We start from the raw sequence: 13,383 nt of genomic DNA, 5'->3' as shown, positions 1-13,383 counted from the left end.
ACAATGACCCGATAGACCAATCCCCGGGTACTTGTGGAAGTGACAATGACCCGGGAGGCCAATTTTGGGGTACTTGTGAAAGTGACAATGACCCGATAGACCAATCCCCGGGTACTTGTGGAAGTGACAATGACCCGATAGACCAATCCCCGGGTACTTGTGGAAGTGACAATGACCCGGGAGGCCAATTTTGGGGTACTTGTGAAAGTGACAATGACCCGAAAAATGTTTTGCGGGATACTTGTGAGGACAACAACGACCCGGGAGCAGCGCTCCCGGGTCATTGTGCTTTATAATATTAAAGGAAATCTACGAAAATACCTTCTGGTACTTCGATTTCACTGTCTAATCTTGATATTGTGCCGTCTTCATTAATTTTAAACAGAACAACGTTGTGAGATTTCTCATGTACGCAGACTAAATACTCACCGTCGGGTGAAATATTGAAATCGCGCGGCCAGTTGCCGTTTGTTGATTCAATCTGCAGACGCTGGAGTGAACTGCCACCGTCTGCAATTTCGAATACAGCAATGCTGTTGTGGCCGCGGTTTGTCGCGTAAATATATTTACCATTGGGATGCTTACGGATTGCGGCCGCCTGGGAATGTTCAGTGAAATCCTCAGGCAGGGCAGAGTAAGTTTTAATTGGTATGAAATTGCCGTCGTCATATTCGGTAACGATAACTTCGTTGGATAACTCAGTAAGAATATATGCGTAATCGCCGGCATCACTGAACACTAAATGACGCGGGCCGCTGCCGGGCGCGACTTTGGACTCCGCTGCGACGACGAGACGTTCATCTTCTACAGCAAACGTCACAAGCTTATCTGCACCTAAATCAACTGCTGCGAAGTATTTACCGTCCGGCGTTTCCGTGATAAAGTGCGAATGTGCGTGAGTCTGTCGTTCGTGCGGACCATTTCCAGTTGCCTGGAAAATATCGAGTCGTTCTGTGACAACTCCGCGGTCATCCATTTTATATAAACGGATTTTTCCTGAATCATATACGGCGTCGAGCATATACTTGCCGTCGGATGATGGGGAAAGATAACATCCGTTTTCTCCTTCGGACAGACATTCTTCAATGAGTTTAAGCTCGCCATTATCAATCTCAAACGTGGCAATGCCTGCTGTATCGCCATCCTGTTTTAATGAGTACAGTTTATCGTTTTGTATATTTAAATATAACGGGCCTTGAAATTCCTCGATTAAGTCACCGCCGTTTAATTCTTCTGCTTCCGGATCTAAAGTGAATCGGTAAATGCCTTTACTTTTTTCCTGTGTGTACGTTCCAATATATCCTATCATTTAATATCCTCCTGAATTTGAAGTGATTAAATTGTTACATTACTGTATACCCTGAATATGATATTTGAAAAGGGGTATAAGATGAAAGATTAACAAAGGAGGCGCTGCATATGAAAATCAGAGAGTCGATAAAGGTAGATATTTCGGATTTCCAGGGGAATCCGGGAAGTGCTTTTGAGACAGCTGAGAAGAATAAAAGTGTTGTTCACATAGTGAATGAAGACGGTGTTGCGGGTGTCCTGATGAGTAAAGAGCAATATGAATTTACACGTGATGAAATTGAATCGCTGTATGAAGTAATCGAAGAATTGACGCTATAGTGCATGAAATGGAGAAAATATGGAAAATATAGATCAGAAAGCTAAAGAAGAGTCTATTAAGTCATTGGAGTCTACATATAGAAAACTTTCGAATGCTTATATGAGTATGAGTGAAAAAGGTTCAAACACGACGCTTGTTGAAAAACGGCGAAATTGCAGTCCGCAGAAAATATTAAATGAACGACTAAAAAGGAGTAGATTAGATGTCCAATAAGACATTCACAAATATGATGGAGACACTAATGGATGTTCCCGGCGTAAATGATCACATTAATTCATTGCCTGTACAATTAGGTTTAAAAGTACTCAGGCAGCGTATGGAGTTAAATTTAACTCAGAATCAAGTTATTAAACTGGCGAAGCATAAGGGGATACAACTGACCCAAGCGCAGTTATCAAGAATAGAAAATGGTGATACCAATACTGGTATTGATGTTTATAAAAAAGCGCTTAACGTTTTAGGAGGATCATTAAAAGTAGAGGTGGAATTTGATCATCCGCCAACTGAACGTGAGCTTCTCAATATATAATTTCCCGTTTGTTTCATTTTACAACACAGAAATTGGATGATATAATGTACTTATCAATTAAAGTGCTGAACATGAATCACCGAACGCCCAATCTACTGCTATAGATTGGGCGTTTTTTTTATGGTGTATTGGCAGTTATCCAGTTACTTATCGTCTTTATTCAGCCAATAACTGAACAACACGATTGTTGAACCGACTGCTATCGGTGCAATTAATACCTCAAAAAAAGTGCTTAACATGATGTCACCTCCTTCCATGCTATGCGCACGGAAGTGAACTGGACAACCTCTGCAATTTTACCACAAATCCTACCTGTTACATATGTAATAATAGGGTGGATATTCAAGTAAATATTAATTGAGCGCAATATTCTGATAATTTAGATTGATAAAAACCCGGAACCAATTGAAATACACATAATCTTAGAATTCAACGAAATATGGAGAAAAACTGTAAAAATTAGTTCCATATAAGTATCGTATGGAACTGATGCAGCATGTATTGAAATTCAGCTGAAATTTCTGTATAAATCCATATAAGCTGAAATACTTAAAACGTTAAAATTAGCCAAATTTGAGGATGATTTTAAGAACGGATTATACATATGGAATGATTAACTGAGCTTAGAATGAGTCAGCCGGATGACAGATTGAGCTGCACAGAGACAGACACATGGGATTAACAGCGCATGAATGCAGAATTGAACATTGCGAACAGTAAAAAGACATATAAGTACATAAATGAATCATGTTAAATAAACATATAAAAACATATGAATTTGAACATCTATTATATTCAATATACTAAAGTTTACATAACATATATTATAGGAAGTTATATGTGTTGCCAAATACTGGGTTGTACAGTGACCTATCTGGACACTTATGTGTGTTTCTATCATTTTTTCATGTATGAAATATAATTCACAAACTATATTAACCTATTCCTGTACATGTATTTCTCTTAAACTCCGTATGCTCCCTTTCAAAGATCAGTCTGACTCACTGCAGGACACGAGACCTTTGTCGTTTAATTTCACCACCTATGTTTTAAATACCTGCTTTAGGATATACATATTAATGTGTTCATTTTAAAAGGACAAATTATTTGGAGGGATATTATTATGGCACCATTTATTAAAGCGTATCATGATGATGACAAGATCCAGGAAGCGATTGAAATTTTAAAATCCAACAAGATTAACCCTAAGGAGATTTATGTAATCACCCACGACGACGATCGTACGAAGCGAATTGCAGACAATTCAGGTGCGAATGTTATCGGTATGAGCGAACAAGGTCTTGCTGATGCTGTGAAAACTACTTTCAAGAAAAAAGGCGATGAATTACGCAACAAACTTGAAAGTATTGGTTTTGATGAAAACAAGGCCATTCAATACGAAGCCCAGCTCGACAAAGGTGTTGTATACCTGATCGTTAAAGAATATTACGGTGTCAATTTAGACACTGTCTTAGCATAACAATATAAGAATTTTAAGTGAGCTGCGCCCCACTGTATTTTGGGTCGCAGCTTTTTTGATGTGTCCGCCCTGCTTTTATGTAATCACAATTTAGATTTCGAACTTATTGTTGTAAATAGTTAAGACGCTATACCATTTCTTTACAGAAAGCATTATAATAAATAATTGTGAATAAAGATACGCATCATTGAATAGGAGACGCGGAATGACACGATTAATTTCTGAAATATTCTGGATGAGAGCCCTCGCCTGCATCGGCATTGTGGTTATCCATTCTATTTCACTTACGGTTGCCAATAATCCTGATTTAGTTAAAAATCAGTGGCCCACGTATGTTCAGCTGTACTTAATGTTCTGTACTCCGCTGTTTGTATTTATTACTGAGTTTTTAAATGCTCATAAGTACGGAGATAAGCTGAAAAAAGGATTTATAAGAAAAAGATTACTGTATTTGGGTATACCTTACGTAATGCTCAACTTATTTTGGACGATTGATAAATACTCACCTGCAACTTTAACGGAGTTGATAGAAGGTTTTATCATGGTAACGATTCGCGGGCATTCAGTAACCTACTTTATACTGATTATTTTTCAGTTCTATATTTTACATATGATTTTCTCTAGATACTTGAGAAAACTGAACCCGTTCGCAGTTGTTGCAGCATCGATAGTACTGACGTCGGCTTACTGGGGAGTCCGATTAATTTATCCTGCGCCGGATCACATACTCGGTCAGTTAATCTGGGCGAAAGAAGGACAGACAATTTTTATCGGCTGGATTACATACTTTGTGCTGGGATATTATATCGGTATTCATTACGAGGCGTTTAAAGCGAATATAAGGAAATACAGCTGGTTGATTGTCGGGCTGTTTATCTTCAGTATGTTTTTCGTTTTGGTGACACATACTTCCGGTATCAACAGTGCGATGGGATCCAAGCGGCTCGATACGCCGATTTATACGACAGCGGTAATTCTGATGATATTCCTGATTTCTACATATTATAATCATGTGCCGAAATTCATTATGTATATCAGTAATTATTCCTTTGGAATTTACCTGCTGCATCTCATTTTTATTAATGACATGGGCATGATGACAGACATCGTTTTTTGGGATATAACTTACAAAGCTATCCTTGCTGTATGTTTGTCGATCTTTACAGCATATGTATTTAATTTGAATAAGTACGGTAAGTTTTTCGTAGGAAACGTAGGTAAAAAAAGACACGATCTGCCGCCTGCACCGAATATCAATCTGGATGTCGATGTAGGATTTAAAAAAGATGAAATGGCGTAGGAGAAATGAGGGCTGTATCCACTATATTGTGGATACAGCTTTTTTTGTTGTGAATCCAGCACTGTCATCCCGTAAAAAAGACGCCGACTCATGTCAGCGCCCCGCCGGATAACATATCCAAATTAAATCTCCTTCTTATGCTCTGCTTCATCAATCGTTTCATCCGGTCCGCCGCGTAATTCTTTTGCTTTACGACGGTTTCGTTTCACGACCCACATCGACATGGCCAGCACGAATGACAGCACTGCTAAAAATGCTGCGTATCCCAGCAGCGGCTGCCATTCCAGATTGTTATAAAAGTTCGGCAGTACGAATGCCGCGATTCCCATTGCGACGAATGTCACGACGGGCATCAGTAAATATCTGCTCGTGAAATATCCCGCTGCAATCGACAGCACGATTACGGCTAAAATAGTATATAAGTAAAACTGTACATCATTGACCATATTCCTCACCTCTTTTTAAATTATTACCCCATTTCCGGCACTTCATACATGCCCGGCTCAGAATATACAATATTCAAAATTTTATGTATAATAAGCTGTGTAACAAAGGGATAAAAAACCAGGGAGATGATTTAATGTCAGAGTTACAAAACAGACAGGATGTCGATGTTAATTACACATGGGATCTCGATCCTTTATTCAAGGATGATAAATCCTGTGAGGCAGCGATTGATTCTGTTAAACAGAAAATCGATTCTTTTGAATCGGAATTCGAAGGCAGACTTGAGGATGTCGGCACTGCTGTTAAAGCAATCGACAGCTACCGTGAAATTTTGGAACAGTTTGTTTTAATCGGTACATACTCGAACCTACGTCTGTCGGGCGACCGCGGGGATCAGGCTGCACAGAAACTTGGTGCACTTGTCGGTAATGCAGGCACTGCTTTAAGTTCGAAAACAAGCTTTTTACAAAGTGAATTATTAGCGAAAGATGAATCTTTCTTACAGGATATTGCAAAAGAGAAAGAAGAATATACAGGGTATATCGAAGATATGCTCCGCGACAAACCTTATCAGCTCGATCAGAATGTGGAAAAAGCACTTGCTTCATTCTCTTCTGTGTTCAGCGGGGCGTACGATTTATACCAGAAAACCAAGTTACTCGATATCGATTTCGGTACGTTTACCGCAAACGGCGAGGAGTATTCTTTATCATACTTAGCTTTTGAAGGCGGATTAGAGTCCAACCCGGACAAGGAAGTCCGCCGTGCGGCGTTCAAAAAATTCTCAGAATCGCTCCGCCAGTACCAGCACACAACTGCGGGCACTTACGATATTCATTTAAAACAGGAGAAAGCTGAAGCTGACCTCCGCGGTTACGATTCGGTCATCGACTATCTGCTCCACAGACAGAAAGTTGACCGCGGGTTATACGACCGTCAGATTGACGTAATTACTGAAGAACTTGCGCCTCACATGAGACGTTATGCGAAACTTCTGCAGAAAGTTCATGGACTCGATAAAATGCGCTACGAAGATCTGAAGATTCCATTGGACCCTGCGAGTGAGCCGGAAATCAGTGTGGAAGAATCACGCAAATATATTCTGGATGCTTTAGGCATTATGGGTGAAGATTATACTGACATGATTAACCGTGCATATGATGAACGCTGGATTGACTTCGTTATCAACAAAGGTAAATCAACAGGTGCATTCTGTTCAAGCCCTTACGGTTCACATCCGTTTATTCTCATCTCGTGGTCTTCTTTAATGGAAGAAGTTTTTGTTCTTGCTCATGAACTTGGTCACGCAGGACACTTCTACAATGCCAACCGTGCGCAGAATATTTTTGATACGCGCCCGTCGATGTACTTTATCGAAGCGCCGAGTACGATGAACGAAATGCTGATGGCTAATCACCTGCTTAAGAATTCCGAAGATCCGAAATTCAAGCGCTGGGTAATCAGCTCGATCATTTCTCGTACGTACTACCACAACTTTGTGACTCACCTGCTTGAGGCAGCATATCAGCGTGAAGTGTACAATCGTGTCGATAACTACGAAACAGTTACTGCGGAATCACTGAATGAAATTAAACGCGGAGTGATTGAGAAATTCTGGGGTGACGACGTCGAGATTACAGAAGGCGCGGAACTGACATGGATGAGACAGCCCCACTACTACATGGGACTTTATCCGTATACGTACTCTGCAGGATTAACGATTGCGACGGAAATGTCACAGCGTATTCTGAACGAAGGCCAGCCGGCAGTCGACGAATGGCTTGAAGTGCTGAAAACAGGCGGTAAAGAAACGCCGGTTGATTTAGCGAAGATGGCAGGCATCGATATTACGACAGATGCACCGCTGAAAAACACGATAAAATATATCGGTGAGCTTGTGGATGAACTTGAGCAGCTGACTGAAGAAATAGAAGGATAAGATTTTGATGATGAAACTGGAGGGGCTTGGGTGCCCTTTCAGTTTTTTTGTGCTGGAAACAGTCTTGAGGCAGTCCAGCGTAACAATGAACGCGCCTCATAGTCACGATAAACTTCCAGCGTAACAATGAACGCGCCTCATAGTCACGATAAACTTCCAGCGTAACAATGAGCGCTCCTCATAGTCACGATAGACCCCCAGCGTAACAATGAACGCCTCTCATAGTCACGATAAACTTCCAGCGTAACAATGAACGCCTCTCATAGTCACGATAGACTTCCAGCGTAACAATGAACGCGCCTCATAGTCATGATAGACTTCCAGCGTAACAATGAGCGCGCCTCATAGTCATGATAGACTTCCAGCGTAACAATGAGCGCGCCTCATAGTCACACAGCACACAGCAGCACCCCCAAACCAAAAAAAGCGGAACCCCTCAGGGTCCCGCCTTCATCATATTAATATATTATTTCTTTAAATAAGTGGCGCCGTTATCGAATTCGATTTTGCCTTCTTTAAGCAGTCCGCCTAGTGCGCGCTTGAACTGGCCTTTTGAAAGGTTGAATGCTGCTTTGATATCTTCCGGTGAACTCTTGTCGGTGAAGTCCATCATGTCGCCGTGCATCTGCATGTATTCTACGATGCGTTCACCGTCTGTACCTAAACGTTTGTATGCTTTTTCTAAAAACGATGCGTTCACTTCGCCCTTGTCGTTAATGCCGATTACGCGGAAGTTAACTTCCTGGCCGAGACGGGGTTCCTGTTCACGTTCTGTTTCGTGGACGAATACTTTGTATCCTTCATCCGAGATGATAAACGTCCCGACACGCAGTAAACGGTACGGGCGGCCTTTAAGCCATTTGTTGCCGAGTGTTTCGTAGTCTTCTTTTTTCAGCGGCTGGAATTTCTCATCCATTTCCGTTTCGTTAATTAAGCGTCCGAACATCTGGTCATCTGCTTCAACACGGATTGTTGCGTAGACTTTGTCGCCGACCTGCGGCCAAACTTCTTTAAGGCGCGGCAGATCGATCCATGGAATCAGAATTTCACGCGGTGAACCGATATTGAGGTATGCACCGTCACGGTTGACTTCACTGACTTCAGCGTAGCCGAATTTATCTGCAGTAATGCTCGGCAGTTTCGGTGTCGCGAATAATTCGCCCGAACGGTTAGGATAAATAAAGACAAGAATTTCATCATCGATGTCGTATTCTTTATCCCCTTCAATTTCCGATGCGTTCATGCGGATATACTTTTCGTCTTCTGAAACGAGCGTGTAAGTCGATCCTTCTTTTTTAATTACTTTTAAAAATTGTGTAGTACCTGAAAGTTTTGTCATATAGACTCCTCATTTATATTGTTTCTATTGTGTATTATTCATATATCAGTTAATGTTTAATATTGTGGTTTTTTAATAGTAAGCATACGGATGAACATACTTGTGTATAAATCATACCATAATTATGGTATTATCGCTTATGAATGTAAACTAAAAAAACGTATAAGTTTTAATATAAAGGAGAATGCACATGCTGCAAGTAAGCAACGTGAGTCTGCGATTTGGAGACAGAAAATTATTTGAAGATGTAAATATTAAATTCACACCGGGGAACTGTTACGGTTTAATCGGTGCGAACGGTGCCGGGAAGTCAACTTTCCTTAAAGTGCTGACAGGTGAAATCGACTCGGATGGCCACGTAACGCTGGGAGACGACGAGCGCATGGCGTTCCTGCGGCAGGATCACTTCGGTTACGAAGATGCGCGCGTTCTTGACGTTGTATTAATGGGTCACGAAAAATTATGGTCTATTATGAACGAGAAAAACGAAATCTACATGAAGCCCGACTTCTCGGACGAAGACGGCATCAGAGCGGCAGAGCTTGAAGGTGAATACGGCGAAATGGGCGGCTGGACTGCTGAAAGTGACGCTGAAACATTACTTCACGGTCTTGGCGTGACACACGACTTAGTCGATAAAACAATGGGCGAAATCGATAACACGGCGAAAGTAAAAGTATTGCTTGCACAAAGCCTGTTCGGTAACCCTGACGTACTGCTTCTGGATGAGCCGACTAACGGTCTCGATATTGAAGCGGTGCAGTGGCTTGAAGAATTCCTGATTAACTTTGAAAACACTGTAATCGTCGTTTCACACGACAGACACTTCCTGAACAACGTATGTACGCATATTGCGGACCTGGACTTCGGTAAAATCCAGGTTTATGTCGGAAACTACGACTTCTGGTACCAGTCGAGCCAGATGGCATTACAGATGTCTCAGGACCAGAATAAGAAAAAAGAAGAAAAGATTAAAGAGCTTAAAGATTTCGTTGCACGTTTCAGTGCCAACGCTTCGAAATCAAAACAGGCAACAAGCCGTAAGAAAATGCTCGAGAAAATCGAACTCGAAGATATCAAACCATCTTCACGCCGTTATCCTTTCGTCGGCTTCACAGCTGAAAGAGAAATCGGTAACGAACTCATTACAGTAAGAGATCTTACTCATACAATTGACGGTGAAACTGTACTTGATAACATTTCATTTACATTATCTCCAAATGATAAAGTAATTCTGACAGGCGGTTCTGAACTGCAGCGCACTACCCTCCTCCGCATTCTTGCAGGAGAAGTGACTCCGGACTCAGGTCAGGTTAACTGGGGTGTGACGACTTCACAGAGCTACTTCCCGAAAGATAACTCGGAGTTCTTTGAAGGTGTTAACTTAAGCCTTGTTGAATGGCTGCGCCAGTATGCTCCGCCTGAAGAACAGACTGAAACCTTCCTCAGAGGTTTCCTCGGCAGAATGCTGTTCAGCGGTGAAGAAGCGAAGAAAAAAGCGAGCGTACTGTCAGGTGGAGAGAAAGTCCGCGCCATGCTCAGCAAAATGATGCTGTCTCAGGCAAACGTTCTGTTAATGGATGAGCCGACCAACCACCTTGACTTAGAGAGTATTACTGCAGTCAACGACGGATTGAAAAAATTCAAAGGTTCAATTATCTTCACTTCACATGACCTTGAATTCATCAATACAATTTCAAACGCAGTGCTTGATTTAAGCGACAACAAAGCACTTGTGAAGGAAATCGGCTATGAAGATTACCTTATTGAAAAAGGTATTATAAAGAAATAGGAATTATCTGTTTACTTCGAATACTTTGTTATGTATAATGACAATCAACATCAAAACTGAATAGTACGGATGAGGCGCATCAATCAACAGTACTTATATACTTAACTTCTGCAAAGTGTATATAACGAAAGGGTGAGATGCCGAAATGGTCAGTGGTACGCAGACACCGGCTGTTGGATCTAGTGGTTAAGAGCTATGGATTTGTCATTATTTGAAAAAATAATGGAGGGCATCGCTTGTATATAAATTTAAAACAAGTCCGGTACCCGGGCTTGTTTTTTTATTTATACGTATAATACTAACTATTCAGACAAACTTCTAGGAGGCTGTATTTTATGAAACTCGCAATTGTCGGTGCAACAGGTGTCGTCGGTACGAAAATGCTGGAAATGGTGGAACAGTATAAGATTCCCTACAACGAACTGGTACTCTTCTCTTCTAAACGCTCAAGCGGTTCAGAACTTGAAGTAAACGGTGAAGTCTTTACTGTACAGGAATTAACCGAAGACAGAACGAAAGATGATTTTGATTATGTGATTATGAGTGCCGGCGGTTCGACGAGTGAAAAGTTCGCCCCGCTCTTTGAAGAAGCAGGGTCGATTGTTATCGACAATTCAAGTTTCTGGAGAATGCACGATGATATTGATTTAATTGTTCCGGAAATTAACACACCAACGTTAAACCGTAAAATTATCGCCAACCCGAACTGTTCGACGATTCAGTCGGTCATCGCGTTAAAACCGTTATATGACGCATTCGGTGTGAAACGCGTAAATTATACAACGTATCAGTCGGTATCAGGTTCAGGCGCAGGCGGCATCAGGGATCTTGAGGAAGGTGCAAAAGGTGCTGAACCAACGACGTATCCGAAGCCGATATACAACAACGTCATCCCGCAGATCGATGTATTTTTAGACAACGGATATACGAAAGAAGAAGTCAAAATGATCGACGAGACAAAGAAAATTCTCGGAGACGATTCAATAAATGTCACTGCGACATGCGTCAGAGTTCCGGTTATTTCAAGCCACAGCGTACAGATCAACGTCACGCTGGATAAAGAAGCTTCTGAAGAAGAAGTCCGGGATACGTTTAAGAACATCCCGCACATCGTCTTAATGGATAACCCGGCTGAAGGTGTTTATCCAACTCCATTTGAAGCGACAAACGAGAACGAAATTTACGTCGGCCGTATCCGCAAAGATCCTACGATGGCAAATACATTCCACGTATGGTGTGTCGGTGATAACATTCTTAAAGGCGCAGCGCAGAATACAGTGCAGATTTTAAAATCATTAATAGAAAACAAATAAGGAGCGAGATATTATGAGTCCGATTTTTGAAGGTGTCGGTGTGGCGATGACCACCCCGTTTAGAAATAATAGAGTTGACTACGATGCGTTCAGAAGCCATATCGAGTATCTTATTGAAAACAATGTACAGAGTATTATTGTGAACGGCACAACCGGGGAGTCCCCTACTTTATCCGCAGATGAAATTAAAGAACTCCTCCGCGTCGGTGTGGAAACTGCAGCAGGCCGTGTGCCTGTCATTGCAGGGACCGGTACAAATTCAACGCAGCAGTCGATAGACCTGTCAGTCTTTGCCGAAGACACAGGTGCTGACGGTGTGATGCTGATTACACCCTACTACAACAAGAGTAACCAGCGCGGTTTAATCGCCCACTTTACAGCGATTGCCGACAGTATTAATATTCCGGTTATTTTATACAATGTACCGGGACGTACCGGGATGTCGATTGATCCTGAAACGGTGTTGGAGTTAAGCCGTCATAAAAATATCGTGGCACTGAAAGATGCAGTGGGCGATTTAAACTATACAATTAATGTTTTAAACCTTGTTGATTCTGATTTTTCTCTTTACAGCGGCAACGACGACAACTTAACTGACTTTACTGCACTTGGCGGCAAAGGTTTAATTTCAGTAGTCGGCAACGTCATCCCGGGTGAAATGCAGGAAGTATACGAAAAACTTAAAGCAGGAGACGCGGACGGAAGACAGCGTTTCGCATCATTAATGCCTGTAATTAATGCAGTGCAGATTGATGTGAATCCAATCCCGGTCAAAGCATTAACAGCTGAACTCGGGTATGGTGATTATGAATTGCGACTGCCACTTTTACCACTGGAAGAAAATACAAGACAGACCATTGTCGATACGTTTAACGAATTTAAAAAAGGCGTGAGAGTATGAGAATACTCTTAATCGGCTACGGGACGATGAATAAAATCGTTGCACGTCTCGCAACTGAAGCCGGACATGAAATCGCAGGTGTGATTTCATCCGGTGAGACTGACTACCCCGCTTTTGATAATATCGATGATGCCAATGCAGACGTCGCGATTGATTTCTCCAATCCCGAACGCATTCTGCCAATAATTGAACAGAATTTTAAAACCCCGCTCGTTGTCGCAACGACAGGACAGAAAGATGAAATCGTTACGAAGCTGAATGAACGTGCTGAATCAGCACCGGTATTTTTCAGTGCCAATATGAGTTACGGTGTGCACGTGTTAAATAACCTGCTTAAAGAGGCACTGAACCAGCTCGCTGATTATGATCTGGAGCTCGTTGAGCGCCATCATAACAGAAAAGTTGATGCACCGAGCGGCACGCTCGTTAAACTCCTTGATACAGCACTCGAATCACGCGACGGCAGCTATCCGGTCTACGATCGTTCCAAGGCGAATCACCAGCGCTCAACTGACGAAATCGGTGTCAGCGCGATACGCGGCGGTACGATTGTCGGCGAACACGAAGCGATTTTTGCCGGACTCGATGAAGTCATTGAATTGAAGCATATTGCACAGTCAAAAGATATATTTGCAAACGGCGCAATTAAAGCAGCAGAAAGTCTTATAAACAAAGGAAACGGATTTTACGACTATAACAACATATTCTAAGGA

At 41.9% G+C, this 13,383-nt stretch carries 13 protein-coding genes and 1 riboswitch; of the genes, 9 read left to right on the top strand and 4 right to left on the bottom strand.

The window, feature by feature from the left end:
• Positions 1-298: 298 nt before the first annotated feature.
• The gene (locus HNR41_RS04715; protein ID WP_184282220.1) at positions 299-1,309 is read right to left on the bottom strand and encodes a lactonase family protein; all 1,011 of its coding nucleotides are present in this window, start codon (positions 1,307-1,309) and stop codon (positions 299-301) included.
• 110 nt (positions 1,310-1,419) lie between these two features.
• Here HNR41_RS04715 and HNR41_RS04710 point away from each other — a divergent pair, with 110 nt between their 5' ends.
• Together HNR41_RS04710 and HNR41_RS04705 are read left to right on the top strand one after the other, a co-directional pair.
• The gene (locus HNR41_RS04710) at positions 1,420-1,629 is read left to right on the top strand and encodes a hypothetical protein (protein ID WP_184282218.1); all 210 of its coding nucleotides are present in this window, start codon (positions 1,420-1,422) and stop codon (positions 1,627-1,629) included.
• Positions 1,630-1,832: 203 nt separating this feature from the next.
• Complete coding sequence (locus HNR41_RS04705) at positions 1,833-2,159, top strand: helix-turn-helix domain-containing protein (protein ID WP_184282216.1); 327 nt, start codon at positions 1,833-1,835, stop codon at positions 2,157-2,159.
• A gap of 143 nt (positions 2,160-2,302) precedes the next feature.
• Here the strand turns inward: HNR41_RS04705 and HNR41_RS04700 are convergent, their stop codons facing one another.
• Positions 2,303-2,398, bottom strand: a complete 96-nt coding sequence (locus HNR41_RS04700) for a type I toxin-antitoxin system Fst family toxin (protein WP_184282214.1) — start codon at positions 2,396-2,398, stop codon at positions 2,303-2,305.
• A gap of 884 nt (positions 2,399-3,282) precedes the next feature.
• Between HNR41_RS04700 and HNR41_RS04695 the strand changes: the two genes are divergently transcribed.
• Both HNR41_RS04695 and HNR41_RS04690 read left to right on the top strand, forming a co-directional pair.
• Positions 3,283-3,639: a YflT domain-containing protein gene (locus HNR41_RS04695; RefSeq protein WP_184282212.1), complete on the top strand. Its 357-nt coding sequence runs from the start codon at positions 3,283-3,285 to the stop codon at positions 3,637-3,639.
• Between the two features lie 205 nt (positions 3,640-3,844).
• Entirely contained in the window at positions 3,845-4,939 is a 1,095-nt protein-coding gene (locus HNR41_RS04690) for an acyltransferase family protein (RefSeq protein ID WP_184282210.1), read from the top strand.
• 122 nt (positions 4,940-5,061) lie between these two features.
• On the opposite strand, the gene HNR41_RS04685 is transcribed toward HNR41_RS04690, so the two are convergent.
• Positions 5,062-5,385 carry a DUF2651 family protein gene (locus tag HNR41_RS04685; RefSeq protein ID WP_184282208.1) on the bottom strand — a complete coding sequence of 108 codons (324 nt, stop codon included), beginning with the start codon at positions 5,383-5,385 and terminating at the stop codon, positions 5,062-5,064.
• A 134-nt stretch (positions 5,386-5,519) separates the two neighbouring features.
• Between HNR41_RS04685 and pepF the strand changes: the two genes are divergently transcribed.
• The gene (gene pepF / locus HNR41_RS04680; RefSeq protein WP_184282206.1) at positions 5,520-7,325 is read left to right on the top strand and encodes an oligoendopeptidase F; all 1,806 of its coding nucleotides are present in this window, start codon (positions 5,520-5,522) and stop codon (positions 7,323-7,325) included.
• Positions 7,326-7,791: 466 nt separating this feature from the next.
• On the opposite strand, the gene HNR41_RS04675 is transcribed toward pepF, so the two are convergent.
• On the bottom strand, positions 7,792-8,664 hold the full coding sequence (locus tag HNR41_RS04675) for a CvfB family protein (protein ID WP_184282204.1): 873 nt from the start codon (positions 8,662-8,664) through the stop codon (positions 7,792-7,794).
• 190 nt (positions 8,665-8,854) lie between these two features.
• On the opposite strand from HNR41_RS04675, the gene HNR41_RS04670 reads away from it, so the two are divergent.
• The 4 genes from HNR41_RS04670 (at position 8,855) to dapB (ending at position 13,380) form a co-directional block, all read left to right on the top strand.
• The gene (locus HNR41_RS04670; protein ID WP_184282202.1) at positions 8,855-10,456 is read left to right on the top strand and encodes an ABC-F family ATP-binding cassette domain-containing protein; all 1,602 of its coding nucleotides are present in this window, start codon (positions 8,855-8,857) and stop codon (positions 10,454-10,456) included.
• Between the two features lie 61 nt (positions 10,457-10,517).
• Positions 10,518-10,697, top strand: a riboswitch (Lysine riboswitch).
• A gap of 94 nt (positions 10,698-10,791) precedes the next feature.
• Positions 10,792-11,769, top strand: coding sequence for an aspartate-semialdehyde dehydrogenase (locus HNR41_RS04665; protein ID WP_184282200.1), 978 nt, complete (start codon positions 10,792-10,794; stop codon positions 11,767-11,769).
• 13 nt (positions 11,770-11,782) lie between these two features.
• Positions 11,783-12,670, top strand: a complete 888-nt coding sequence (gene dapA, locus HNR41_RS04660) for a 4-hydroxy-tetrahydrodipicolinate synthase (protein ID WP_184282198.1) — start codon at positions 11,783-11,785, stop codon at positions 12,668-12,670.
• Complete coding sequence (dapB, locus tag HNR41_RS04655) at positions 12,667-13,380, top strand: 4-hydroxy-tetrahydrodipicolinate reductase (protein ID WP_184282196.1); 714 nt, start codon at positions 12,667-12,669, stop codon at positions 13,378-13,380. Before dapA ends, dapB begins: the two co-directional genes overlap by 4 nt.
• The last annotated feature ends 3 nt before the right edge of the window (positions 13,381-13,383 follow it).

The organism is Jeotgalicoccus coquinae (genome assembly GCF_014207425.1).
GTDB classification, from domain to species: domain Bacteria; phylum Bacillota; class Bacilli; order Staphylococcales; family Salinicoccaceae; genus Jeotgalicoccus; species Jeotgalicoccus coquinae.
The sequence above is the reverse complement of the archived record's forward strand: the minus strand, read 5'-3'. Positions and strand labels throughout refer to the sequence as shown.

Bases quoted from the DNA above. Each gene is read 5' to 3' on its own strand.
- HNR41_RS04715 (WP_184282220.1), bottom strand. From the start codon at position 1,309: ATGATAGGATATATTGGAACGTACACACAGGAAAAAAGTAAAGGCATT.
- HNR41_RS04710 (WP_184282218.1), top strand. From the start codon at position 1,420: ATGAAAATCAGAGAGTCGATAAAGGTAGATATTTCGGATTTCCAGGGG.
- HNR41_RS04705 (WP_184282216.1), top strand. From the start codon at position 1,833: ATGTCCAATAAGACATTCACAAATATGATGGAGACACTAATGGATGTT.
- HNR41_RS04700 (WP_184282214.1), bottom strand. From the start codon at position 2,398: ATGTTAAGCACTTTTTTTGAGGTATTAATTGCACCGATAGCAGTCGGT.
- HNR41_RS04695 (WP_184282212.1), top strand. From the start codon at position 3,283: ATGGCACCATTTATTAAAGCGTATCATGATGATGACAAGATCCAGGAA.
- HNR41_RS04690 (WP_184282210.1), top strand. From the start codon at position 3,845: ATGACACGATTAATTTCTGAAATATTCTGGATGAGAGCCCTCGCCTGC.
- HNR41_RS04685 (WP_184282208.1), bottom strand. From the start codon at position 5,385: ATGGTCAATGATGTACAGTTTTACTTATATACTATTTTAGCCGTAATC.
- pepF (WP_184282206.1), top strand. From the start codon at position 5,520: ATGTCAGAGTTACAAAACAGACAGGATGTCGATGTTAATTACACATGG.
- HNR41_RS04675 (WP_184282204.1), bottom strand. From the start codon at position 8,664: ATGACAAAACTTTCAGGTACTACACAATTTTTAAAAGTAATTAAAAAA.
- HNR41_RS04670 (WP_184282202.1), top strand. From the start codon at position 8,855: ATGCTGCAAGTAAGCAACGTGAGTCTGCGATTTGGAGACAGAAAATTA.
- HNR41_RS04665 (WP_184282200.1), top strand. From the start codon at position 10,792: ATGAAACTCGCAATTGTCGGTGCAACAGGTGTCGTCGGTACGAAAATG.
- dapA (WP_184282198.1), top strand. From the start codon at position 11,783: ATGAGTCCGATTTTTGAAGGTGTCGGTGTGGCGATGACCACCCCGTTT.
- dapB (WP_184282196.1), top strand. From the start codon at position 12,667: ATGAGAATACTCTTAATCGGCTACGGGACGATGAATAAAATCGTTGCA.